Annotated in this window: 19 protein-coding genes, 1 pseudogene and 1 CRISPR repeat array; of the genes and pseudogenes, 11 read left to right on the top strand and 9 right to left on the bottom strand. The window is 62.8% G+C overall.

Annotation, left to right across the window (positions count from 1 at the left end):
- A complete protein-coding gene (argS, locus tag ACP8JZ_RS01045) occupies positions 1-1,671 on the top strand; it encodes an arginine--tRNA ligase (RefSeq protein ID WP_484482534.1) in 1,671 nt (556 codons plus the stop codon).
- 261 nt (positions 1,672-1,932) lie between these two features.
- Here the strand turns inward: argS and ACP8JZ_RS01050 are convergent, their stop codons facing one another.
- The 7 genes and pseudogenes from ACP8JZ_RS01050 to ACP8JZ_RS01080 form a co-directional block, all read right to left on the bottom strand.
- Positions 1,933-3,036 carry a VanZ family protein gene (locus ACP8JZ_RS01050; protein ID WP_316328304.1) on the bottom strand — a complete coding sequence of 368 codons (1,104 nt, stop codon included), beginning with the start codon at positions 3,034-3,036 and terminating at the stop codon, positions 1,933-1,935.
- Between the two features lie 155 nt (positions 3,037-3,191).
- Positions 3,192-4,010 (bottom strand): annotated as a pseudogene (gene ppgK / locus ACP8JZ_RS01055) (polyphosphate--glucose phosphotransferase); the annotation flags it as partial.
- A 94-nt stretch (positions 4,011-4,104) separates the two neighbouring features.
- Positions 4,105-4,365, bottom strand: coding sequence for a CopG family transcriptional regulator (locus tag ACP8JZ_RS01060; protein WP_323460666.1), 261 nt, complete (start codon positions 4,363-4,365; stop codon positions 4,105-4,107).
- An 87-nt stretch (positions 4,366-4,452) separates the two neighbouring features.
- Entirely contained in the window at positions 4,453-6,633 is a 2,181-nt protein-coding gene (locus tag ACP8JZ_RS01065; RefSeq protein ID WP_484482535.1) for a PHP domain-containing protein, read from the bottom strand.
- Positions 6,634-6,772: 139 nt separating this feature from the next.
- Positions 6,773-7,126, bottom strand: a complete 354-nt coding sequence (locus tag ACP8JZ_RS01070) for a DUF4298 domain-containing protein (protein ID WP_065860819.1) — start codon at positions 7,124-7,126, stop codon at positions 6,773-6,775.
- Between the two features lie 123 nt (positions 7,127-7,249).
- A complete protein-coding gene (locus ACP8JZ_RS01075; RefSeq protein WP_484482536.1) occupies positions 7,250-8,932 on the bottom strand; it encodes a PH domain-containing protein in 1,683 nt (560 codons plus the stop codon).
- Between the two features lie 62 nt (positions 8,933-8,994).
- Positions 8,995-9,483: a PH domain-containing protein gene (locus ACP8JZ_RS01080; RefSeq protein ID WP_323460669.1), complete on the bottom strand. Its 489-nt coding sequence runs from the start codon at positions 9,481-9,483 to the stop codon at positions 8,995-8,997.
- A 354-nt stretch (positions 9,484-9,837) separates the two neighbouring features.
- On the opposite strand from ACP8JZ_RS01080, the gene ACP8JZ_RS01085 reads away from it, so the two are divergent.
- The 6 genes from ACP8JZ_RS01085 to cas2 are packed head-to-tail and all read left to right on the top strand — an operon-like array spanning position 9,838 to position 18,117.
- Entirely contained in the window at positions 9,838-11,037 is a 1,200-nt protein-coding gene (locus tag ACP8JZ_RS01085) for a type I-G CRISPR-associated protein Cas7 (RefSeq protein WP_316327857.1), read from the top strand.
- Positions 11,038-11,039: 2 nt separating this feature from the next.
- A complete protein-coding gene (gene csb2, locus ACP8JZ_RS01090) occupies positions 11,040-12,551 on the top strand; it encodes a type I-G CRISPR-associated protein Csb2 (RefSeq protein WP_323460670.1) in 1,512 nt (503 codons plus the stop codon).
- On the top strand, positions 12,551-15,181 hold the full coding sequence (gene cas3g, locus ACP8JZ_RS01095) for a type I-G CRISPR-associated helicase/endonuclease Cas3g (protein ID WP_484482775.1): 2,631 nt from the start codon (positions 12,551-12,553) through the stop codon (positions 15,179-15,181). The genes csb2 and cas3g overlap by 1 nt, the downstream gene beginning before the upstream one ends.
- Entirely contained in the window at positions 15,178-16,230 is a 1,053-nt protein-coding gene (locus ACP8JZ_RS01100; RefSeq protein WP_316327852.1) for a hypothetical protein, read from the top strand. Before cas3g ends, ACP8JZ_RS01100 begins: the two co-directional genes overlap by 4 nt.
- Complete coding sequence (gene cas1 / locus ACP8JZ_RS01105; RefSeq protein ID WP_316327851.1) at positions 16,220-17,818, top strand: CRISPR-associated endonuclease Cas1; 1,599 nt, start codon at positions 16,220-16,222, stop codon at positions 17,816-17,818. The genes ACP8JZ_RS01100 and cas1 overlap by 11 nt, the downstream gene beginning before the upstream one ends.
- The gene (gene cas2 / locus ACP8JZ_RS01110; RefSeq protein WP_316327850.1) at positions 17,815-18,117 is read left to right on the top strand and encodes a CRISPR-associated endonuclease Cas2; all 303 of its coding nucleotides are present in this window, start codon (positions 17,815-17,817) and stop codon (positions 18,115-18,117) included. The genes cas1 and cas2 overlap by 4 nt, the downstream gene beginning before the upstream one ends.
- A 178-nt stretch (positions 18,118-18,295) precedes the next feature.
- A CRISPR array of direct repeats spans positions 18,296-18,980; the repeat unit is 36 nt; unit sequence GCCTCGGTCTTGTTACCGAGGCAACTTCGTTGAGGC.
- A gap of 53 nt (positions 18,981-19,033) precedes the next feature.
- Here the strand turns inward: cas2 and ACP8JZ_RS01115 are convergent.
- On the bottom strand, positions 19,034-19,483 hold the full coding sequence (locus tag ACP8JZ_RS01115; protein WP_484482537.1) for a PIN domain-containing protein: 450 nt from the start codon (positions 19,481-19,483) through the stop codon (positions 19,034-19,036).
- Here ACP8JZ_RS01115 and ACP8JZ_RS01120 point away from each other — a divergent pair.
- The 4 genes from ACP8JZ_RS01120 (at position 19,395) to ACP8JZ_RS01135 (ending at position 23,905) form a co-directional block, all read left to right on the top strand.
- Positions 19,395-19,871, top strand: a complete 477-nt coding sequence (locus ACP8JZ_RS01120; RefSeq protein ID WP_323461450.1) for a hypothetical protein — start codon at positions 19,395-19,397, stop codon at positions 19,869-19,871. The genes ACP8JZ_RS01115 and ACP8JZ_RS01120 overlap by 89 nt on opposite strands.
- 17 nt (positions 19,872-19,888) lie before the next feature.
- The gene (locus tag ACP8JZ_RS01125; protein WP_484482538.1) at positions 19,889-21,589 is read left to right on the top strand and encodes a bifunctional hydroxymethylpyrimidine kinase/phosphomethylpyrimidine kinase; all 1,701 of its coding nucleotides are present in this window, start codon (positions 19,889-19,891) and stop codon (positions 21,587-21,589) included.
- 292 nt (positions 21,590-21,881) lie between these two features.
- Positions 21,882-23,063, top strand: a complete 1,182-nt coding sequence (locus ACP8JZ_RS01130; protein WP_484482539.1) for a glycosyltransferase — start codon at positions 21,882-21,884, stop codon at positions 23,061-23,063.
- A 221-nt stretch (positions 23,064-23,284) separates the two neighbouring features.
- Positions 23,285-23,905, top strand: a complete 621-nt coding sequence (locus ACP8JZ_RS01135; protein WP_484482540.1) for a lysophospholipid acyltransferase family protein — start codon at positions 23,285-23,287, stop codon at positions 23,903-23,905.
- Here the strand turns inward: ACP8JZ_RS01135 and ACP8JZ_RS01140 are convergent.
- Entirely contained in the window at positions 23,880-24,638 is a 759-nt protein-coding gene (locus ACP8JZ_RS01140; protein ID WP_484482541.1) for a hypothetical protein, read from the bottom strand. The two genes, ACP8JZ_RS01135 and ACP8JZ_RS01140, sit on opposite strands and share 26 nt — an antisense overlap.
- Between the last annotated feature and the right edge of the window lie 114 nt (positions 24,639-24,752).

A 24,752-nucleotide genomic window follows, 5' to 3' on the forward strand; every position in this document is an offset into this window, starting at 1 on the left:
ATGCCGTCACTGCCTTCCCAGCTCTCTGCCCGAATCGAGTCCGCAACCGGGGTCGACCCGCAACTTCGCCCCTCGACCAAGCCTCAGTTCGGCCACTTCCAGTCCAACGTCGCCCTGCGACTGGCCAAGCAGGAAGGCCGCCCGCCCCGCGATGTCGCCGCCGACATCGTCGCCAAGGTCGACGTCGCAGACCTGTGCGAGACCCCCGAGGTCGCTGGCCCCGGATTCATCAACTTCCGGCTGCGTTCCGACGTCCTCGCCCAGGTGGCCTCCGACCTCGTCACCGACCCGCACGTCGGCATCGCCCAGGCCGACTCGCCGCAGCGTGTCGTCATCGACTACTCGGCCCCCAACGTCGCCAAGCAGATGCACGTGGGCCATCTGCGCTCCACGATCATCGGTGACTGCTTCAACCGGGTGCTCAGCGCCCAGGGACACACCGTCATCCCGCAGAACCACATCGGCGACTGGGGCACCCAGTTCGGCATGCTCGTACAGTACGTCGTCGAGCACCGGATCGACGTCATGGAAATGGACCTTCCCGAGGTGGAGCAGCTCTACAAGGACTCCAAGAAGGAGTTCGACGCCGACCCCGAGTTCGCCGACCGCGCCCGGCTGCGCGTCGTCAAGCTGCAGGGCGGTGACGAGCGCACCCTGCAGATCTGGCATGCGCTCATCGACGTCTCCCTGGCCGGATTCAACGAGACCTACGCCCGGCTCGGGGTGCTGCTCACCGACGACGACCTCGCCGGTGAGTCCACCTACAACGATGACCTGCCGCGCGTCGTCGACGAGCTCGAGGCCGACGGGCTGGCCGTGGAGGACGGCGGTGCGCTGTGCGTGTTCGTCGAGGGGCAGGATGCCCCCATGATCGTGCGCAAACGCGACGGTGGGTACGGTTACGACGCCACCGACCTGGCCGCCATCCGCCGCCGAGTCGGCAAACTCAAGGCCGACCGGATCGTCTACGTCACCGATGTGCGCCAGGCGCACCACTTCGAGGTGCTCTTCCAGGTGGCCCGCAAGGCCGAGTTCCTTCCCGAATCCGTGGTGGCCGAGCACGTGGGGTACGGAATGGTGCTGGGACCCGACGGGCACCCGTTCAAGACCCGCGAGGGGGGTACGGTCTCGCTGTCCAGCCTGCTTGACGAGGCCGAGCAGCACGCCGCCCCGAACATCGCCCTGGCCGCCATCAAGTACGCCGACCTGTCCAACGGGCTGCAGAAGGACTACGTCTTCGACGCCGAGCGGATGGTGCAGACCACCGGGGACACCGGCCCCTACCTGCAGTACGCCCACGCCCGCGTCTGCCAGATCCTGCGCAAGGCGGCCGCCGAGGCCGATCCGCACGTCGATCCCGAGGCCGATCTGGGCGCCATGACCTGGGGTCGGGTGACGGTGCTCGACGAGCCCGCCGAGCAGCAACTGGCCCTGTTGCTGTCCCGGTTCGGTGAGATCGTCGACGTCGTCGCCGCCGACCTCACCCCGCACAAGCTGTGCACCTACCTCTACGAGCTGGCCGGCGCCTACTCGAGTTTCTACGAGAAGTGCCCGGTGCTGCGCAGCGAGGGCCAGGTACGCTCCTCCCGGCTCGCCCTGTGCGAGGCGGTGCGGCGCGTACTGGGGACGGGGCTGGGACTGTTGGGCATCGACGCCCCCGACCGGATGTGATCTTGGCTGTCTGTGACAGCCGGTTCTGGCCCATCGCCGACGTGCCAGCCTTGCTCAGCTGCGCCAGCCTTGCTCACAGGTGCGGCACCGTACTACTGCTGACGGTGGGACGGCGCCCGCCCAGCCGGCATCATTCACCAGCTGGCATCACTCACCCGAGTGGGACGGGGCTGGGCGAGGTGGAAACGCCCGTGCGGTGAACGAGCCAGGCTCGGTGGCCTCACCGTGGATCACCGCCCTGCCACGCCCTCCTCGGTCCAGTCACGCCCTCCGCGGTGCTGGCTCGAGGGTTCGGGAGTCGACCAGCTGCAGGCCCATGAGCTTGCCGATGAGGCCACGGGGTGTGAAGAGCACCGACAGGGCTTCGAGGACCAGTATTGTGTCCCCGATGCTCGACCAGGAGCCCACCCTGCTTCCCCAGAGCTGAGCGATGATGAGGCACGCTCCCATGACGAAGCTGTGACGTCGGCCGGCAAGGTTGCCCGACGCGTCCACCCAGGCCAGGTGGGCTGTGCCGCTACCGGGGGACACGCCGAGCCTGCCGGACATGGCAACGATGACGTAGCAGATGGTCAGAGCGGTCAGAGTGATCGACCCGTAGGAGTTGAAGGCCTGCTCAACCCTCGGCTTCAGGCTGGGGTCCCCGGCCATGATGACCAATGACACGGCGGTGATGAGTCCCAGTCCGATGAGGTTGATGAGGATCACCCACCACACGTCGATGAGCAGGGCCAGCAGTCGTCGGCCACGAGTCACCTCGCGAGGCTTGCCGGCCTGGGTCTCCAGCTTCTCGGGGCTGTCCGACAGGCGCGGGATGATGTTGGTGGCCAGGACGCCGAGGGCGGCTCCGAGGGTGTTGGTGAGCAGGTCGTTGACGTCGGCCACCCGGTACTGGCAGCGGGCGAGGAACCAGTTGCCGGTGTACTGGGTGGTTTCGATGAGCAGGGAGGCACCGAATCCCAGCAGGATCGACGGCCAGGGACGCAGCCGCAGCAGACGACGTGCGTAGAAGCCCAACGGCACGAACAGGGCGATGTTGAGCAGCATCTGCAGCATCGCCCAGCTGGTGAGCACGGTGGTCACGGATTGCCCGGCGAACTGGTGGGCCATGTCGCGGAAGTACTCGGTGGGGTCGAGGACGAGCATGTGCGAGGTGTCGGCACAGTCCTCCCGCGACAATGACGGCACCGGGAAGATCGTGTAGGCGATGACCGCAGTGATGTACACGAAATTCGTGAAGATCAGCGTCATCCGCCCCGGTGATGGTTTGCCGTAACGGCGAAACTGATGGATGAGTATCGGTACGAAGGCGACGAGGCTGATGCCGGTGCCGATGAGGATCGAGATGAGCGCTTGGTGGAGCATGGGTCCTTTCAAGGTTGTGTTCCTCGATCACTGTGCCACCGAGGTGAGACATGTGTCCTCATACCGGGACATGAAAACCATGTCATACCCAGGTGCGAGAGGGCGACTGGAGAGGTCGATGGATCCTTCCGTCTGGGGTTTTGGGCAGGTGGGTGTCAGGAGGCGTTCTCGGCTTTCCTGGCTGCCTTGACAACCTGCTTCTCGGTGACGTCGGGGTGCTCCAGACGCCACTGGGCCTGCCAGGCTGCGCCGATGATTCCAGCCCGGTTGAGCAGGGTGGCTGGCACGATCGGGGTCTGCAGGTCAAGGTACTTGAAGAACTTCTCGTGGTCCTTGGACACGCCACCACCCACGACGAGGAGGTCGGGGGAGAAGAGCATCTCCACCACCTCGTAGTAGCGCTGCAGACGTTTGGTGGCCCACTCCTTGTAGGACATGTGTTTGCGATCCTTGACTGACGAGGCAGCCCGCTTCTCGGCGTCGTGTCCGTCGATCTCCAGGTGTCCGAGCTCGGTGTTGGGCAGCAGGACCCCGTCGTTGATGATCGCCGATCCGATTCCGGTTCCCAAGGTGGTGAGGATGACCACACCGGGCACTCCACTGGCGGCACCGAAGTGCACCTCGGCCACACCGGCGGCGTCGGCGTCGTTGAGTACGGTCACCGGACGCCCCAGCTTGTCGGAGAGGTATTCCTCGGCATTGAGCCCGGTCCATTTCTGATCGAGGTTGGCCATGAACGCCACCACGCCGTGGCGGATGGGTGCTGGCAACGAGATGCCGACCGGCCCGTCGCCGATGGTGTCTGCGTAGTTGGCCACGATCTCGCTGATGACGGCGGCAACGTTCTTGGGGGATGACGGGTGGGGGGTGACGATGCGTAGGCGCGGCTCGGCGAAGTCGCCCGCCTCGAGGTCCACCGGCGCGCCCTTGATCCCGGAGCCGCCGACGTCGATTCCCAGCACAGTGCTCATGGTGCAACCCTACTGGAGGTGGTGGGGTGAGGGAGGAGACTTGGTCATCGCTCCGGGTCACGCACGGCAAGCATTTTGAGTGCCGACGGCGCGACGATCACGCGGTGACCCACTCGCGAACGGCGGTACGGATCGCCGTTGATCGGTCAAGTCCTTCCTGCTCAGCTCGTGCCATCAGGTCAGCAAGTTCTGCGTCCGAGAATCGTGTGGACACCACATGGGACGCTTGTTCGGCGCGAGGCGGACGTCCCCAACGCTTCTTCAGCAGCTCCACGTCATAACCTGCCTCGGCCTCATCGGCCCAGCGCTGTACCTGGGCGTCCGAGACCTCAGCCCCATTGATGATGCGCTTGCTCATACCATTATTGTATTACGTAATTCGGAAGTGGCACAGCTGTCGTGACGCCTTTGGAGAATGGTGAGGATTTCATTGCGGTGCAGCCATTCACTGCCCGGTGTCAGGAAGCTGGCGTGGCTGTTGATCGTCGGGTGTGCTCCCTTCGCTGGTGGTCGAGGATGATGTGGTGCTCCTCGCCCCTTGAGTGGGGTCTGTGGCGGGGGACGAGGCCTGTGAGGCTGATGCTGTCGGTTGTGGCGACGTGTGAGGAGACGGAGCGCCGGCCGAAGGAGATGGCGATGGCGAGACACCTGTTGAGGGTGAGGGGGAGGCTGAACCACGTGCCGGCTGGGAGGGTGACGGTGAGCTCTCGGTGTCGACGCTGATGAAGATCGGGTTGGCGTAGAACCACAGATCCTTCCACGGATCGGCCTCACGAGCCCGTTCCCCACCCATGACCGGCCCCCGTGGGTCAACCTGCGCGCCGTGGTAGCCCACACCGTTCTGTCGTCCATCGGAGCCACGGAACCGCACGTAGAACGATTCGGTGACGTGGGCAAAGGTGTGGGTCAGCGTGAACCGACCAGTTCTGCCGCGAGTGTCGAAGGACTTCAGCACCGTGGTTCGGGGTGCGCGCAGCGTTTGTGGATCGGCGACTGCCCCGGTGATGGGTCCGCCGATGATGTCGATGAACGCCACCTGCGGCATGGTGTCCACCCCGACTCGTGGATCCGTCGACTCCGCACTGGCAGGGTCCATCCTGATGTGGCGGGTCGGCTCGGTTGTCGGTGTCACGGTCATGGTGATGGTGACGTCGTCGCCGGGATGCACGACGAGTTCGCCTCCCAGAGTCACGGCGTCATCTTGTCCCGGGGCGGTTGCTCGCACATCGAGGCCTGCCAGTAGATGCCCGTGATCGGCCCATACCCGACCCGATCGCAGGGCCTCCATGACACCTCGGTAGCTGCGCTCGGTGACCCCAGTGTGGATTCTCGTGAACTGCCCGGGCCAGAAGTCTGACCCGCCCTGGGTGTCCATCGTGCTGCCCTGATCGCGCGTGGCGAGGGCTTGCGTCCAATCCCTGGCGGCCAGGTCGTTGCCGACGATGTCGCCGGCAATGGCGGGATGTCCGTGGGAGTCGCGCACCAGCAGTGGGCCAGCCGTCTGCTCCGTCCTGGTGTCGATGGGGTCGGGACGTCGTCCGCCGAGTGCCGTCATCTTGACGTCCTCCTTGACGTCCTGGTTGAAAGGTGCACGGTCGGGGTAGTCCCCCAGACGCCACGTGTGCCACACGTAGAGGTGGGCATCGGAGTTCGCCGTGATGAAGAACCGGCGCCCCTCGGCCAGCATGGAGTCCCAGAAACCGCCCACCGTCGCCGTCAACCAGTCCCAGCCACCGTAGGTGCGCATCATGTCGGTGGTGTACCCGGGCCAGGAATCGGCCTTGGGCTTGTTGACGTACTCACCGCGGCGGTCCCCGTCACCGACGTTGCGACCATAGCCGTATCCCTGCGCTCCGGGCGCGCCCTCCATGCCGATCATGATGTCCGGGTCGGCGTCGTTCCACTGACGGATCTCGCCGGGGCCGTCGATACCCTTGCGCATCGGGTGGTTGGCCAGGACGAGGGCGTCGTCGATGCGTCCGTCCTTCTTCATCTGGCCGAGCCATGCAATGGCTGCGGCAGCCTTCCTGGTCTGCTCGGTCTGTTCCGGGGAGTTGGCCGGGGTGTCCTGCCAACCGTTGAGGTAGCCGTCGAACACCAACTCGAACTGACGAAGGATCTCCGCCTCGTCCTTGCCGTGGACGAGCACCGTGCCGTGTTCCGCCGCGGGGATGTACCACTCGATGCCTTGGAAGATGAGCATGTCGGGGCGGCGGCGACGTTCTGCGGCGATGAGATCGTGACTGGTGAGGACGCCGGCGTCGGCATGGAAGTCGCGGGGATGTTCGGTGAAGGCGATCCAGTCGCAACCGTGGTGTTGGGCAGCGTCGAGTTGGTCGGCGATGCGGTACTTGGCGTCGTAGCTCCACTGGGTGTGGACGTGGTGGTCGCCGACCAGCCAGGTCAGCGAGTCCGGGCTCGGGTCAGCCGGGCCAGACTGCGGTACTGCCGCGTTGGCGGGTCGGCTCGGGGCGATCTCGGCGATTCCCGCCGCGGCAAGGGCAGCGAGCCCGGTCTGGAGGACGGTACGCCGGGTGATCCCCATCCCTGCGAGTTCGGCGTCCCCAACCTCCCTCTGAATCTGGAGGTCGTCGTCGGACAGGCGGATGTCGTCGTGGTGGTGCATGGTCGTCCTCTCGTCATCGGAGAGGCTAGCCAGTCCAGGTGAACGCAATGCATCGGCAACGTGTCATGCAGAAGGAGTGCACGTGAGAGGGCGGGCGATTACAGTTTGGTCTCACAAGGCGGGGTGTGGGCTGGTGCCGTCAACGCTCCTTGACCATCGCGGTGCCCAGCTCGAGCATCCGGATGGCCGTTCGCAGGTGGTCGCCGAAGAGGTCGAAGGCGGCGTCCTCGCTGAGCACCCCGCAGGGCACGTCGGTGGGGATCTGCCCTGCCTCCTGGGCCGCCACGTCGTCGAACCACTCCTGACTGCTGTAGTACGACGAGAGCTCACGACGGGCAGGCTCGTTGCGCTCGAACTCGTCGAGCAGCGCGTCGAGACGGTCGACGAGATCGCGAGTGCGATTGAGCCGCTGTTCCATCGTGGTGACTCGGGTGATTCGGTCGTCCTGACCGGCTCCAGTGCCCTGGCTGGTTCTGGCGTCCTCACGCGGCATGACGTCTCCTGACAAGTGAATGCTGCCGAATCTGTGACGGGTGCCACGATACCCAGCCGCTGCACTGTGGGCTCCGTGCTGCAACCACCTTGTGCAACCGTCTTGTCCCCGCTGGTCGCGCGCTCACCGCACGTCGTGGTCTGCTCGGGGTGCGGCCGCACGTGGGGCCCTAATGGTGGGAGGAGCGGTTGTGGATGGGTCGGCGAGTTCGGCGCGCCGGGCCTGCGAGCTGCGATCCATTTCTGCGATGACGAGGTCCCGGGCCGTCCCTGCGTCCAGATCGGGGCAGACCAGGCCGATCCTCTTCTCCGCAATGGCGATTCCCACGTCGGCGAGCCGGAGCTTGCGCTGCAGGGGGCCTTGGGTCAGTGCGGTGGACTGCACCCGGGCGTGTGGCACGATCATGTGTTTGCGGGTGAGCAGTCCGCGTCGCACGGTGATGACGTTCCCGTCGGTTCCCCAGGAGATGTACCGCTGGGTGAACCAGTGGAACCACCGGGCCCGGTTCGGAATCGGGTTGTGGGGGACGTCGTCCAGGGCGAAACTGGGCCAGATCGCGTCAAGGACGAGGTCGAGATCCTTGTCGGTGCCGACCGGCAGCAGATCCGACTCGGTTTTCCCATCATTGCCGAGCACGGTGACGTGGATGCTGTGATATCCCCAGATGCGCCACAACAACGACTGGGTGATCTCGACGCCCTGGATGCGCTGGACCGGAACGGTTCTGGTCTCCAGGCTCGTGAATCCGTGCACCGACTTCAACCCGTCACCTGAGCGGTACAAGGTGAGCTCCCAGCTTTTCGAGAGCTTGGTCCACAGGTATCCCTCAATACTGAGGACGTAGGCGAAGCACACTCCGAGAACCGATCCACCGCCTGCTGCGGTGAGGACGGTGCTGATGATGAACACCAGCACGAGCATGAGGAAGGCAGAGCTCGTGACCTGGGAGAGGACGAAGCGTCCCTTCGGCACGGTGAGGATGACGTCCTCGTCCCGGCGACGGTCCAGCCACTGGGAACCACCCAGCGGTGAAGGAGACGTGCCCGGACGGAACCCCTCTCGTGGAGTGCTCGCAGGAGCTGGGGAGGTTGGTGGCGTGGCTGTGCCCGCAGGGTGGCGATCAAGCTGACCTGGCGGGGCAGTGGTGATCGGGTTGGCTGGTGTGGACGAATCCTGCCTTGTGGGGGAGCCACCTGGTGTGGCTGCCGCACCTCGTCCGGATCGTGCGATGAGCAGATCGCGGAAGCGATAGGCGTCACGACGGGAAAGATATTCGATCTTCTTGTGCTGGGAGGCCCCCACGTCGATGGTGAGGGAGGCCAGCCCCAGAATGCGTGCTGCGAACGGTTGAGTGACGTCGACCGATTGTATTTTTCCGAACGGAATACGATCGGATCGTCGAGTGATGAAGGTGCGATTGATTCGTATTTCCGTGTCGTCAATACGAAATCGTGTGGTGCGCCATTCAAAGAATCCGACACCAATGCTGATGAGGAAAACACCGACGAAGATTGCCAGGAGAAAAACCAGATTTCTGGGGCGGAAGGTGTCGGCAGTGAGTTCGTTCTTGCTGGCCATGTCACCCATCTGCTTCACGACGAAGACGAGGACGGCAACGATGACGAGCCAGCCACGCACCAGGGGAGTCGCCCAGTGCGGGCGCTGCTCGACGTCAGTACGTTCGGGGCCGGTGGGAGGCGTTTGTGCTGCGCGGGGTCCCGTGGACTTACTGGTGGGTTCGACGTTCGGGGCTGCCTGATTCGAGCAGGTGGGCTGCTCGGGGTGGGTGTTGGGTTGTTGTGGCACGGTGTGCTCACCTCGCTGGTCAGAGATGGATTCTGCCTGTTCGGAGGTGGATGGTTCCGGTTTCACAGTGCCGCGTCCCGAGTCTGCGCCATCTCGGTGATCCGGTCACGGATGACCACGGCCTCCTCGGCGTCCAGCCCGTCAATGGTGGCATCGGTGCCTGACGAGGCGGTCACGAGCTCCACCGAGGCCAGCCCGTAGTGCCGATTGATCGGCCCGGCGTTGATCTCCACCGACTGCATCCGCCCATAGGGCACGATCGTCATGGAGCGGAACATGAGTCCCGAGCGTACGCACAGGTCATCGCCACGTTCGCACCATCCCATCGCGGCCACGAGGGCAGGCATGCGCAGCCACCGCCAGATCGTCACGCCCAGTCCCACGACTGCGGCTGCCAGGGCGGCCCACCACGTCCAGAAGGCCAGTCCGGCGCAGACGACCACGGTGAGCAGCCCCCACGTCAGCACGACCGAGAGCCGCTTGACCTTGACGTACCTTGCCGAGACGGGACGCCATGTGCCACCGGGCGGGTCGAAGAGCTCGTCGTGCATGGGGACGACTGTATGAGTGCACATTGCGTAGTGTCCAGTGCGGGGGATGCGTGTTTTGCAGGTGACATGGAGGATCACGGAATGATCACCTCGGTGGTGGGTGGGGCCGTGAAGTATCCGGTCATCCGGGGCGAGGGGACGTGTCGTTGATGGGCCGATCAGAATGATACAGCGAGGTACTGAACCCAATCATCATGACTGATGGTGCAGAAGCGTATGGTGAGTTCCAAGGCACATGATTTCTCTTCTGGCAGAGAAGAACATCATTCATGTACTTCGCGTCGGGGAAATCTGTAATGCCAGTTGCATTCAGCGGTCATGGGGCCGCTTTTGACTTCACGGGAGAGTGACGAGATGGATGAGAACACCGAACTGACCTTTGAGATGTTGCTGGATGCCTGCCGCCCCGGTGGGGCAAGCAACCTTGTCGTGACGACGGAATTGGAGGCAGCAGCAGGGCCACATGCCGGAATTGCGCCGGCACGGTGTGTGCGTGGCAAGAATGACGTCTATGCATACGAGCCTCGTTGGATCGACGGCAAGCTTCAACAGTGTGTTGTGATCGAGAGCAAGGGCGGGTTCAACAACAAGGGTGAGGATGCCCTGGGAGCTGCGATCCTTGACGATGATGGCCCGCTCAAGTTCACACCGCGCATGAAGGTCATCTACGAAAATGGCTCGTCGATGACAGACTATGAAGCACCCCATCGTGCATTCGATGGTCACTTCAGAGCTGGCACAATTGACGGCAAACCTGTGACGAAGGACCCGAGGTATCGCGAGCTACGGGACTGCACGGCAGTTGACATGAGACCACTGCTCGAGACATCGCCGGTGAGCCTGCTGTTTGGGGCATGGGACTCCAGTCGAAAGGCCCATCAAGTGAGGGTGCGTTCTGCCATGACCGGAGAGATCATCGGTGTGCTTGCCGATCAGGACCCGACCCATGAAACTCCTCTACGTGGGGCTGCTCGTGTCGACCCCATTGTTGCAAGTGTCCGACTGTCAGTCGACGATATGAAAAATCTTGTCGATCAGCAAGCAAATGACCTTAGCAAAAAAATTATTGATAAAAAGAATAATGCTAAGAGTGGAACATTCTCAGGATCAGAATTCGGCCTCGGTCTCGGGGCCCTTCCACCGTCACTGGAGATCCTTGGTTTCGTTTCGTGCAAGCGCATCATTCGTTCCACTGTCCTCAGTTTCAGCGCTCTTCGCCAACTTCGTTTCGGTGTTGGCGCCGAAGCGAATGTTGCTTGTCGTGCACTGTTGGCCGCGGTGGGGCTGGCAAGCCTTGCACGGTCCAACGAGGAACTGGTTGTTCGAGCCAATTGCGATCTGCGCGAGTCCGAGGAGCCTCGGTACGAACTCGACTGCCGCAACGGCAAGATCATGACGCTGCTCCCGGTTCTTCGTGACCAGGCGGATGCCCTTCTGGAACAGGCAATCGACCTTGCTCGCGAATTGGCAGGGGTGTCATGGAACGGCGAGGAGTTCACCGTGGTTGGCAATCCCATTGTCATCAACAGTGCCACCTCCGAAGCCGAGCTCTGATCATGACCGCGTTCACGATCAGAGCTCGGTTCCCGCTGGGTGTCTATCAAGGTCATTCACCTGATGGTGTGACAGTGGATGACTTTCCGTCGACTGCACGGTTGTTCTCAAGCCTGGTCCATGCGGCTGCCAAAGGATCGACAGCTGAGCCCCGGGGGGAGGACCTGCGCATGACGGCGTCGAGTGAGGAGGCACTGGCATGGGTGGAGAACAATCCGCCGACGGTCTGGAAGCCCACTGGGCGCGTCGAACTGTTCGGTCGCAATGTGGAGACATGGTCCTGGCGACCTGAAGCTTTTTTCGATAAGGATGCTCTGAAGAAAAGCAAAAAACGCATCTCCCAAGGGGTGGCGGTCGAAGCTGGTTGGGCGTGGTCATGGATCGAGATGCCCGAGGAAGTGGCCACGGCCCTGGAATCCATCTGCCCCGATGTGGCATGTCTGGGTGAACGAGAGAGCGTCGCGGTTCTCGACACATCCCGTGAAGCCGTGGAGGGGCTGAGGCTTTCCAGTGGAGGGCAGCTGGACGGTCGTGGAATCAGAGTCGAGACACCAGCGCCAGGTCGTCTCGCAGAGCTTGAGTCAGCCCATACCAAACTGCTAGAAGATCGGCGCAAGGCGAGCGAGGACTTGCAGAAGCCCCCTGTCCCTCGCGGTCGGGTGATCAACTCCTACTACACCATGTCTGCGAAACCGGATCTTGACCTGCCCTGGACCAGAGCAGTTCTGCTGCCGATCGAGCGCCGACTGCACGATGATGAACTTGTCACATGGACGGTTGCCCTTCATCGAACCATCGCCAGACGAATTGGTTCGGAGGCACCTGCCGTGGTCACCGGGAAATATCCTCGCGGATTCACTCCTCCACCGAATCGAGTGGCCATCCAGTATCTGGACCCAAGCCTCCCGACGAAGCTGAATCTCGACCAGCCGTGCTTGGCTCTCCTGATCCCACACGGTATGGACGCCTCGGATGAGCTGCAGCTTCGTGGGGCCCTTGGGTCACATATGAAGCTCGTTCTGGGCAGATCTGGAGTCCTTCGACTGGGAGAGCCTTTCGACGTCTGCCTGGACGACTTCTGGTCTCCAGCCGAACAGGAGCATCATCGATTTTGGAGAACCCAGCCAGCTGTCGTTCCGGAGACAGGCGTGCAGAAGGTCCCGAACGGCACGTGGACTCTCGGCCATTCAGCCTTGTTGTCCTTGGGTTTCGTGTTCAAGGATTCCTCGGTCCACGTTCCGAAAGGCACCAAGGGGTATCTTGAGTTGATCAATCAGGTTGTTGGCCAGGGAGCTCGGGTGCTTTCCAGCCAAATTATCCCTGACTCGCGAGTGGAGCGATATGCACATCGCATGCCCAAGCATGTGCAATGCCTTCCCTACCAGGCCTTGCTTGATCTGGGATCGCTGTCGACCGAGACCGCGTTGGTGGCCATTGGTCAGTCTCGTCATCTGGGAGGTGGTCTCCTTGTTCCGGTCGACCTTCCCGATGACCTTTTCGGAGGTGGGAAATGATGTTGGGGCGCTGTGATTTCGATGAATTCTTCGCATCTGTCAATGATGGCCACAACCCATTTGTGTGGCAGAGGCGCCTTCTGGCATACGTTCTTGACAACGGTTCGTGGCCTGATGTCATCGGTGCCCCGACCGGATCAGGCAAGTCGAACGTCGTTGACGTCTTCGTCTTCGCAAATGCTCTGGTTGCGCGAGGAGCAGCTCCAAGATTGCCACGGAGGATGGCCGTCGTCGTCAATCGACGAGCTTTGGTGGACCATCACGCCGAACGTGCTCGTCGAATTGCCGACGCCCTTCGGGGTGCTGAAGACGGCATCCTGCTCGACGTCGCCGAGGCACTCAGGGCACTGCGCTCGGATTCTGCGGAAACATCGGTGGATCCACTGATCGTCAACGAATTGCGCGGTGCCTTGGCCCCGGAACGTGGCTGGATCGACGATCCGACGGCCTGTGCCGTCATATGTGCGACCCCAGACATGTGGGCAAGCCGGCTTCTCATGAGGGGTTATGGCTCGAGTCGTCGAGCCCGCCCACGGGAAGCAGGTTTCCTGGGGCTGGATGCCGTCATGATCCTCGATGAGGCCCATCTCAATCAGCAACTCCTGGCGACCGCTCGTCGGGTCCGGAAGCTCCAGGACGATTTCGAGAAGCCGCTTGGGATTCCTCACCTTCAAGTGGTCGAGACAACGGCCACTCCGAGGAACGACGCCTCCGAGGGCCGTGTGTCGGTGACGTCGGAAGACTTGGACGACGAGCTGCTGAGTGCTCGACTCGTTCGCCCCAAGCCGGTGAAACTGGTCGAGGCCAAGTCTTGGCCTTCAGGTCGCAAAGTCACCAAGAGGCACGTCACACAGCTCGTCAACGAAGTGATCTCCCTCAAGGAGCGGTTGGGCGAGGGAACCGTGGGATGCATCGTCAACAGGGTCGACACCGCCATCAGGGTTGCCGACATGCTCAAGAAGCAGTTCCCCGATGGAGTTGGCTGCTGGGTGGGGCGGATGCGCCCGATGGATGTGCGAGAACTTCAGCAGGACAACCCAGAACTGCTCGACTCCTCGAAGCCACCGAGAATGGACGTCCTGGTCGCCACCCAGACGGTGGAGGTCGGCGTTGACCTTGACCTGGCTGGTCTGGTGACGGAGCTGGCGTCTGGCGATGCGATCGCCCAGCGTGTCGGACGTGTCAATCGACGCGGCAACCGCGAGGAGGGCCTGGTCACGGTCATCCTCCCCAGTGACGAGAAGGTCAAGGACTATCCACCCTACTGTGGTGAAGACCTGGTCGAGGCACGTTCCTGGCTGCGACACATGGCTGAGGAGCCGAATGGCGTGTCGCCGTGGCAACTCGTGGCACACCAGCCTCCACAGGCTCAGAGACGACGTCCAATTCCCATGAGGCTTGAGTGGCACGATGTGGAGAGGCTGTCACACACCTCGGAGATCCCCTTCGCCGAAGAGGATCTCGGGTTGTGGATTGCCGAGGACCTCGAGGAGAACGAGCCGGAATGTGGCTTGGTGGTTCGTGACCTTCCCGAAGACGAAATGACGGCTTTCTCCCTGTTGCACGCCACCCCTCCCCACACCGACGAGGTGTTCCCGGTGAGTATGCCGACCCTTCGCGCTCAGGTGGAGAGTGTTCTCAGTGGCGAGTCGTCCACATCGCGCGCCTTCGTGTGGCGAAACGACTCACGGCAGGCCGAGGCCCACTGGACATCCGTGGAGGCAGCGGAGGATCTCGAACCCGGCGATGTCGTCTGCGTTGACAAGGGCCACGAGTTGACCCAACAGCGAGTCGTGGTTCCTCCAGAACATGCTGTCGGGGAAGACTTCCCCACTGCGTGGGGAGTTGCCGATGATGTCAAGGTCTACTGGGGGCATGATCGGATTGGTGGGGTCCAGGTGGCTGATCTGGACCCTGAGGATCTGCAGACTGCACAGGAGTTGCTCGGTGCTCGAGGGGAGTGGGACGTCACCTTGTCCCCACTCGACGACAATGGCCGCATCTCGTGGGTCATCCTGACAAGGTCAAGTCGTGTTCTCGACGACGATGTCTCGCGCCAGACATGGTCACCGGCAGATCGGGTGTTCTTGAGTCAGCACTCCAAAGCCGTTGCCGATCGCGCTGAGGCGTTCGGCCGACGCATCGGCCTCTCCGAGGAGATGTGTGGAATCCTGCGGCTCGCCGGGCAGTGGCATGACGCGGGAAAGGCCGATCCACGATTTCAACAGATACTGGGCAATGACGGCTCTCTGGAACCGGTTGCCAAGAGCACTGGCATGAGTCTTCAGAGAACCAGGCAGCGTGCTGCGGCTTCACCGCTTCCGCGAGGATGGCGGCATGAACACAAATCTGCGGCCATGGCCATGGCGGGTGGGGAGGCAAACCTGGTCACGCGACTTGTGGGTACCACTCACGGCGAGGGGAGAGTTCTGCCGATGTACGACGTGAGTGCACTCTGCACGACCACTGATTCCGACGACTTGAAGCAGGTATCTGCCGCCTTGTTCGAGGAAGGCGGTTGGGACGAGTTGGTTGAATCCACCCAGCGAGACATAGGTGCTTGGTCGATCTGCTTTCTCGAAGGTGTGCTGCGAGCTGCCGACTGCCAAGTCTCGAAGGAGGGATCATGATTCGTCTGGGCGGGGACATCACCGACGCATCGACTCATTTCGCCCAGATCGGGCTGGCGGCGATCCTCAACGATGCGGGGATTGACGCCGTTCGCCTCTTCTGGGAGAACGGGCCATCTGCCCGAGCCGTGGTCACCTGGGAGGGGGACGCTGACGTCGGACAGATCGTCAAGGACCATGCGAGTCGGTGCTGCCAGAAGGACTCCTGGGTGTCGCAGTCGGAGGTGGTGCAGACACCCAAGGGGGAGATGCGCCTCGGATGGTTCAGTCCAAGGATCACCGCCGCCACGACGACGGAGGAATCATCGGAATGGGTGGGGCGCAGGAGACACAAACTGGATGACCTTTCCCTGAAACCGATCGACAGAGCCATGATCGGGGCTTTGGGGGAGCCAGCCTATTGGCACCGATCGTCGAGCACCAACGACAAAAAGTTTGAGCCTGATCACGGGGCAACGCGATGGGACATGACGACTCGCAATAGTGGAAAAAACTTCGTTCCAGGTGGGCTGTACGTGTATGCGAAAAAGGTCTCGGAGCGTCGTGCACTGCAGGAAGTTGTTGATGGGCTGACAGGTGCATCACTGGTTGATGAATATGACAGGGACTCTAAGAAACACAAACACACGACGCCACTGGGATTCAGGAATCGCAGCCGCATGGACAATGCAACCGCGTGGTGCATGCTGTGGGGTATTTCTGCGACCACGCTGGTGCCCAGACCCAAGTCGGACACAGCGTCGGATGGCTACTCACAGACGTCAGGTTTTCATCCACGCAACCGTACTCATCCCAGCCATGTCACCTTGCCCGTGTTCCAAACGCCAACGTCATTGACACGGTGGTCTGCTGTCCTGAGGAGCAAGGTGTGGGATGGAGTCGCCGCTGCTTCGGACCTGTCCAATCTTCCTGTCGTCATGAGTGCCGAGGTCAGCAAACTGGGGATTCACCATGCTGTTCGCTTTGCAACAGAGGTTGCTGGGAGCAAAAGCGCCCCAGAACGGCGGCTCAAGGGTGGGGCTCTCGTGAGGATCGACGATGCCGAGTGAAGATCCTCTGCCAATCAGTACGGTGATCCACACGGTCTTCTGTCCGAGGCGAACGTGGCTTGAGGTGTCGGGGGAGGTCACCGACACCTATCAGATGCAGGCTGGCGTGGAGGCCCATCGTGGTGTGGATGATGCTGCGACTGCACGGGCAGATGAGTATCGTGCGGTATCCATCCATTCCAAGACACTTGGCATCAGTGGCAAATGCGATTGCGTCCGCGAGTTGCCTGACGGAACCCTCAAGGTGACCGAGTTCAAGGCCACCCCGGTTCGTCAGCGGGCAGCCGTCACACCTGCCACTCGTGTTCAACTCGCATTGCAGGTGATGTGTTTGGAGGAAAGTGGTCGGCATGTGTCCGAGGCGTCCGTGTGGTTCACCAATCACCATACGGACGTCCCAGTCGAGATCACCGAGCAGTTGCGCGACGAGGCCACATGCTGGGTTCGCGCCACTCATCAGATAGTGCAGAGTCCTCGTCCACCCGCCGCACTCCTCAATGATCCCAGGTGCAATCGGTGTTCCCATGCCAGTGTCTGCTTGCCAGATGAGACCAGGAGTTCCCAGCCAGCTCGTCGGATATCGGTGGCACGACACCGGGGGTTCATGATCCACGTCACGACACCGGGGGCCAGGGCCCAGATACGACGCTCCCGCGTGGAGGTCGTTCACAAGGGTGAGGTATTGGCTGATCTTCCACTGGAGAAAGTGGACGGTTTGATTGTCCACGGCAATGCAGACGTGTCGAGTGCACTCATCCGTGAACTTCTGTGGCGGAGAAGGTCAGTTGTGTGGTGCAGCTCCCGGGGCCGAGTCATGGGGTGGGCCTCCACGGCCCAGACAGTCAATGGATTGGGGCGTCTGTACCAGCATGAGATGTCACTGCACGGATCCTTACCGCTCGCAAAGGGCATGATCCGAGCCAAGATCGCGAACCAGGCAACCATGGCCCGGCGATGGCATGGGACATGCGGTGACACCATGTCGTTGAGGTCGCTGCAGCGGAATGTTGACGGGTGCAGATCGTTACCGGAGGTATTCGCCGTCGAGGGGCGTGCTGCGACCTTGTACTTCGGGATGTTTCCGATGTTCCTCAAAGCAGACAGGAGAAAACCGTGGGCGCAGGGATGGCCTGGACGACAAGGACGCGGCGCAGGTGACGCCCTCAATGTCTGTCTCAACTACAGTTACGGATTGCTGCTGAGTGAATGTATTAGGGCGTTGTTGGCGTGCGGATTGGATCCACATGCCGGTATTCTTCACTCGGCCAATCGCAACAAACCTGCCATGGCCCTCGATCTGATGGAAGAGTTCCGTCCAGTCATTGCCGATTCCGTGGTGATTTCTGCCATCAACAATTGTCAGATAAAACCGGCCATGTTGCTGTCCGATCTAGGCGATCCTTGCTTGGATCAGCGTGCAAGAAAAGCATTGATATCTCTTCATGAGAAGCGAATGTCCACCGAAATCACACATCCGGTCTTTGGGTACAGAGTCTCGTGGCGCAGAGTGATCGAGGTGCAGGCTCGTCTTGTTCTGGAGGCTGTTTCGGGAGGGGAACAGAGATATCGAGGGATGATGGTGAGATGAGCAGACAGCCTGATGAGAGAGCCTATGTCATAGCCTACGATGTGGTGGATGACCGACGTCGCGACATGGTTGCGAAAACGCTTGGTGGTTATGGAAATCGAGTGCAATACAGTGTGTTCATCGTCATCTGCACCCAGGCGGCACTTTTGCGGTTGCGTCGCAAAATGACTCAGATCATTGCTCGAGAAGAGGATTCAATCCTCGTGGCCACACTTGGCCACGAGGGCACCTCTGGCCTTCCAGTGTCGTGGATCGGCCAGAGTCGGGTGATTGAGGATGATACCCCCATCGTCGTGTGACGCGAGAGGGCGGAGAACCTTGGAAACAGGCTGATCTCTCGCGAGACTATCCCTGCTAGTCACGAGAGTTTGGTGGTAAAAACCCTGATTAAGGAGGCAGAAGGTGCGCCCCGCGGCACTTAAGGTCTCGTGACGGGTTAGTATCTTCCCTTGTGAAGGCCCTTTGATGCGTCCCGCAGCCTCGGTCTTGTTACCGAGGCAACTTCGTTGAGGCTAGCGTGCTCCCTCCGAGGTGCCATACATCTCCGGTGGCCTCGGTCTTGTTACCGAGGCAACTTCGTTGAGGCGCATCCGACATCGTGTTCGCCGTCGTGTGTCTCATGCCTCGGTCTTGTTACCGAGGCAACTTCGTTGAGGCCGTGCCGTCATTAGACACATACCAATTGTCCCACCAGCCTCGGTCTTGTTACCGAGGCAACTTCGTTGAGGCCGCATGCTGACCGTCGCCGAGCAGGCGGCAGCAATGGGGCCTCGGTCTTGTTACCGAGGCAACTTCGTTGAGGCCTGCGCCTGCCAGAACCTGTGTCTGATCAGATCAAGGCCTCGGTCTTGTTACCGAGGCAACTTCGTTGAGGCACGTCGAACTTCACCGAGGTCACCAGCACCGGGCCAGCCTCGGTCTTGTTACCGAGGCAACTTCGTTGAGGCGGTGACCATTTCTCTGTCGTGCCGGTGTCAGTGCCGGCCTCGGTCTTGTTGCCGAGGCAACTTCGTTGAGGCTGGGTGATCCACGTCATGTAGATACCCGCGGAACGGCCTCGGTCTTGTTACCGAGGCAACTTCGTTGAGGCGACTATGAGAAGCTCGAGTCCACAGAGGCTCAAGCCGCCTCGGTCTTGTTGCCGAGGCAACTTCGTTGCGACGCACATCTGAAACATGTTCGGATGTGGTTGTTTTCCCACAAGGAGGCGTCAATTCAGACGGCAATGACCTCGACCAGATCGTCCAGGCCGACGAAATCATCCGGGTTTCGTGTGATCAACGGCAGCTCCTCAGCCAGGGCAATCGATGCGATCAACAGGTCGGCAAAGCGCTTGCGAGGCTGACGTCCGCATCTTCTGACGGTGGCGAAGATCTGTCCGTAGGCACGGGCCGCGGAGATTCCGAAGGGTATGGGCTCGAAGGTTGCCTCGACTCGCTGGAGCCGATCCTGTCGGCGAGCTCGCTCACGGGGATCGTCGGTTGCAGCAGGGCCAGCCGTCAGTTCGGCCATGGTGATCGAGGAAATGGCGAGACTACCGGGCAGGCATCCCCTTTTCAGGAGTACTGGCAGATCAATGACGACGGACGTGTCGAGCAACGCTGTTTCGCGGACTGAGTCAGTTACGGGGCTCAATTCCTTGGTCAACAGCACCGTCAACGTCACGGAGGAAGGATTCCCGGTCGATTGTGGGGGAGGCAGCAAATACTCGTTCCACGACATGTCGATCCACGAACCGGTCACGGTGCAACGGGATGAGCTCTCCGACTGGCTTTTCGCGACGAGTGATGACGAAAGACTGCCCCTCATCCACGGCGCGGAGAACCCGCGCACTGTCGTTGCGCAACTCCCGCTGGCTGATGATGCGACCCATGACCCCAATGTAGCAGCGTGTGCTACGGATGTGGAGGTGATGCCCCCTGAACGCGTGGACAAGGTCCCCATCCAGCAAAGCCCCTGCCCAGCCAGCCGCCGTGCCATACTGGCCCGTGGACACGGGGTGCGCGAGAGCGCTGAGATGACACTCGTGGAACCTGGTCATGAATCCAGCTGACGAAGGGAATGTCCACCATGACGACGCCGTCACACCACGATGACTCTGCACACCTGCGCCACGACATGGGGCCTGATTACGGCATGGGGCCTGATCATGATCCGGGGCTTGATCACGGCACGGAATCGCATCACGACACGGGCGAGCTGCGCGTGCCGCGGGTGCTGTCGATCGCGGGAACCGATCCCAGCGGCGGTGCCGGTACTGCCGCCGACATGAAGTCGATCACCGCCGCGGGCGGCTACGGGATGACGGTGGTCACCTCGCTGGTTGCCCAGAACACGACGGGAGTGCGCAGCATTCACGTCCCACCAGTGGAGTTTCTGCGCGACCAACTCGCAGCCGTGGCCGACGACGTCCACCTCGATGCCGTCAAGACCGGGATGCTCGCCGATGTGACGATCATCGAGACGGTCCACAGCTGGCTGGCGGAGCACCGCCCTGCCACGCTCGTCGTCGACCCAGTCATGGTGGCCACCAGCGGCGACCGACTGCTGGCCCCCGAGGCCGAACAGGCCATGTGCGAGTACTGCGCCACCGCCGACGTCGTCACCCCGAACATTCCCGAACTCGCCGTCCTCGCCGGCACCGAGCCGGCCAAGGACGTGACCGAGGCCATCGCCCAGGCCACCGACTGGGCCCGACGCACCCAGACGGCCGTCATCGTCAAGACCGGGCACCTGGACGGGGCATCGGCTGCCAACATCTGGGTGGCTGCCGACGGCCACACCATCACCGTGCCCAGCACGCGCATCGACACCACCAACACCCACGGCACCGGCTGCTCCCTGTCCTCGGCCCTGGCCACCCGGCTGGGCGCTGGCGACACCCCCGGCAAGGCCCTGGCGTGGACCACCGCCTGGCTGCACGAGTCCATCGCCCACGGTGCCGACCTGCAGGTGGGCACCGGTCACGGCCCCGTCGACCACGGTCACCGGACGCGTCGCCTGGCCCGCGCCGGCATGGCGACGCCGTGGCTCGCCGAGGACTGCCTGCCCGGGCACCTCGACTCCCCCGACCAACTTGCCCCCACCGCCGAACCCGTCCAGGCTGCGATCCCGGCTCCCGGCCCGTGGACCCAGGCCCTGTGGCGGGCAGGTTCGGCACTCACCCGCCAGGTGGCGAGCAACGACTTCGTCACCCAGCTGGTCGGCGGAACGCTGCCGGACCACGCCTTCCGGTTCTACCTCGGCCAGGACGCCCGTTACCTCCAGGACTACGCCAAGGCGCTGGCCGGACTGGCGACGCGCACCGACGCCGTCGACGAGACGACATACTGGTCGTACTCGGCCTACGGCAGCCAGGTCGAGGAGGCCGAGCTGCACCGCACCTGGCTGGCCGGGGAACCAACCGTCGCGCCGAGCCCGGTGACCCAGGCCTACACAAATTTCCTGCTGACAAGTGTTTTCGTCGACGCGTACGTTGTCGGTGCGGCAGCCGTGCTGCCCTGCTACTGGCTCTACGCCCAGACTGGGGCGCAGATCACACGGATTCCCGACGAGCACCCCTATGCCGCCTGGCTGCACACCTACCATGACGACGAATTCGCCCAGGCCACCGCCCAGGCTCTGGCCATCGTGGAGCGTGCCTTTGCGCTCGCTGCTCCCCAGGCGCGCTCCCGGGCGGCTCGGGCCTATCTCACCGCCTGTCGACACGAGGTGGAGTTCTTCGACCAAGCGCTGCGCGTCGACCCGGACGATCCCGGGTGCGACGAGTGATCCCACACTGGGATTCGGCCGTGGGGCGCAACTGACACGCCACTCCCCGAATCGTCCGCCGAGCCACAACACCATGGCGACCCACTCCCGTGACGATCACCTGCCACGGCGTGCCACGGCTGGCCGGAAACCCGTGGCGGACGTACCCGCGGACCCACTCAACAAAGGGGTTGAGCTCAGGAGTGTCGTTGACCGTGACGGACGTGCCTGCAGCCCCACTGGTAGCGTCTGGTCTGTCATGCCGACGCCGCTGTGTCGGCATGCCCGGTGTTTTTGCGGTCAGGAGCTGACGGTGCGAGTTGTCTTCGTCGTGGACACGGTTCAACCGACGAACGGAGTGGCCACCTCGGCCCAACGCGCTGCTGCAACCCTGCGTGGCCGTGGCCACGAGGTCGTCGTCGTGGCCACCGACGGATCGGTGCGGCGTCCACATCGAGGCTGGAGCGACGCAGCAGCTCCCCGTGAGGTGGATCGGTACGTGGCCCAGCCGTGGCACATCCCGGTGGTCTCGCTGTTCGCCCAGGCCCAACGCTTCACCTTCGCCACGCCGAGCCGCGAGCTGCTGGAGCGTGCCTACCGGGGCGCCGACGTCGTCCACATCTGGTTGGCCACCCCGATGGGCAGAATGGCACTGCAGGTGGCCCACGAGATGGGCATCCCCGTCTCGGCCGGATTCCACGTCCAACCCGAGAACATCACCTACAACATCGGCCTCGGCAGGTTCCGCTCGACGACATCCGCGGTGTACACCGCGCTGCGGGAGTACTTCTACGAGGAGATCGGCCACATACACTGCCCCTCACAGTTCATCGCCGACCAGCTCGCCGACCACGGTTACCGCGCTCAGACCCACGTCATCTCCAACGGTGTCACCGACGTGTTCACCCCCGGTGGGCCCAGGCCGGTGTGGACGCTGGACTCCGATCGACCACTGCGCATCATGAGTGTCGGGCGGCTGAGCCCGGAGAAACGTCATGAATTGCTCATCGACGCGGTGAAGCATTCCCGGTATCGGGATCGAATCGATCTGCAGATTGCTGGCAAGGGGCCACGCAGGACGATCCTGCAGGCCCACGGTGCCGGCCTGGCCCATCCCCTGCGTCTCACCTACCACAGCCAGGAGCGGCTGGTGGACGAGCTGCGCGCCGCCGACCTCTACGTCCATCCGGCAGACGCCGAGATCGAGGCGGTCGCGTGCCTGGAGGCGGTGGCCTGCGGGCTGGTCCCGGTGATCGCGCGGTCCCCACGCAGCGCAGCCAGCCAGTTCGCCCTCGACCCACGCAGCCTGTTTCCCACCAACGACCGTGATGCGCTCACCCGTCGTCTCGACTGGTGGATCGAGCACCCGCAGGAACGGGCCCGGATGGGGGCACGATACGCCGAATCGGCCCGCCGATACTCCATTCACCGATCCGGTCAGTTGCTGGAGCAGATGTTTCACCAGACGATCACCGACGCCGGGGCAGGGCGATGATGGCACGAGTCCATGCACTTCGGTCTCAACCCTCCCGCCTGCGCAGGCAGTATCAGCGTCTGCGCCAGCAGTGTCGTTCCCGACGTCGCGATCGTCACCTCTGGACCCTGCGGGGTGGCGCGAGCGCAGGAGGTGGAGAACGTCGCGCTGGGAATGACCGAGCCACATCCCCTCACCGCACGACAGGTGGTGCTGGGGATGGTCGAGCCATCCTGCACCGGGTGGCCAGGCAGGTGGGTTGGCACACGCTGATCCTCCCCGCGAGCCAGGTACTCACCGTGGTGGGCATGGGTACCGACGTCCACCAGAAGAAGCCGATCCAGGGCCCGGCGGTCATCGTCTCGAACCACGTCCACCCCTTCGACGAGCTGGCCCTCGTGCGAGCCATGTGGCCGCGAATCGCCTACTTCGTTTCCATGGACGCCAATTTCGACATTCCCGTTGCCGGGCAGATCCTGTCATTCTTCGGCACCATTCCGGTGGGCTCGAACGCCGCCGGCCTGCGGGAGTTCCACCGGCAGGCACGTCGTCACCTGGCTGCTGGCGACCTCGTCGGCATCTTCCCGGAGGGGGAGCGTGGCCATGATCCCCGACGGATGGCGCCGCTGCGTCCCGGTGCCTTTGAACTCGCCGTCGGAGCGGGGGTTCCGGTGATTCCGTGCCGGCTGGTCGGGACGGGCCACGTCTTCGGCCTGCTGTGGCGGCGGGAACGGCTCGACGTGTGGGTCGGTGACCCCATCGTCCCCGACCCGGCGATGACGCGTCATCACGCTGCTCGGGCCATGATGGCCCAGGCCAGCGCGCAGTTCGAGGAACTCAGTCGTCGCCATTGGCGGCTGTGAGCGTGTGCATGGGAAAGACGAGGCACACCGTCCAGCACAACAGTGATATCGACGAGATGAGCATCTCCTGGAAGTGACTCATGTACGCGATACCGTCGACCACTCCGGTCGTCAGTACGGTCACGGCAGCCGCCACGGGCCACCAGGCAGGACGGGTCACGTGCGAACGTCCCCGAGAACGCCGCAGGCTGGTTCCGACCCACGCCGAGATGATGATGAGCCAGATTCCGATGAACTCGACAGTTCCGGAGAAGCTGTGCACGTACTGCTGCCACGGCAGTTCCCACGCCCACTGGCGCTTTCGACATCCCGGGGTCGTCGACTCCGCACAGACGAACGGGAACGTCCCGGCGCTGAGCACGGCAACCCCCACGACGATGAGTCCGCTGGTGAGAGCTCGGTCGGCGTGCCTCGTCGTGACTGGGCGTTCCCCTGCCTGCCCTGAAGCGGCTGCCGTCCCCGCCGCGAGTGCTGGCCCGGCGTTGCGCAGTCGGCTGGTGAGGATCGTACCGACGACGATCAAGATCGCTCCGGCCATCTGGTCACACCACTGGAGGAGTCGGGCGTGTGGTGCACCGTCGACCTGCAGGTCGGAATACATCTGGTGCGGGCTCAGCGCAAAGACGTCGGGCAGGAACAGCACGGCGATCCACCAGTTGTAGAAGAGCAGTCCCACGCCGAGCAGCGCCCAGATCCAGCTCTGGTGACGGGCGCGGGCGGTGAGGCTGGGCACGTGGCAAGAATACCGCCACGGTTTTGGGAAGGGCATGGCGGCTGCCATGACGCCCTGGCCGGCCGGGTGGTGAGCCCTGGGTCTCGGCGGCCGTCCGCGGCAACCACGCATCCT

Source organism: Cutibacterium sp. LaCa_286 (assembly GCF_057198075.1).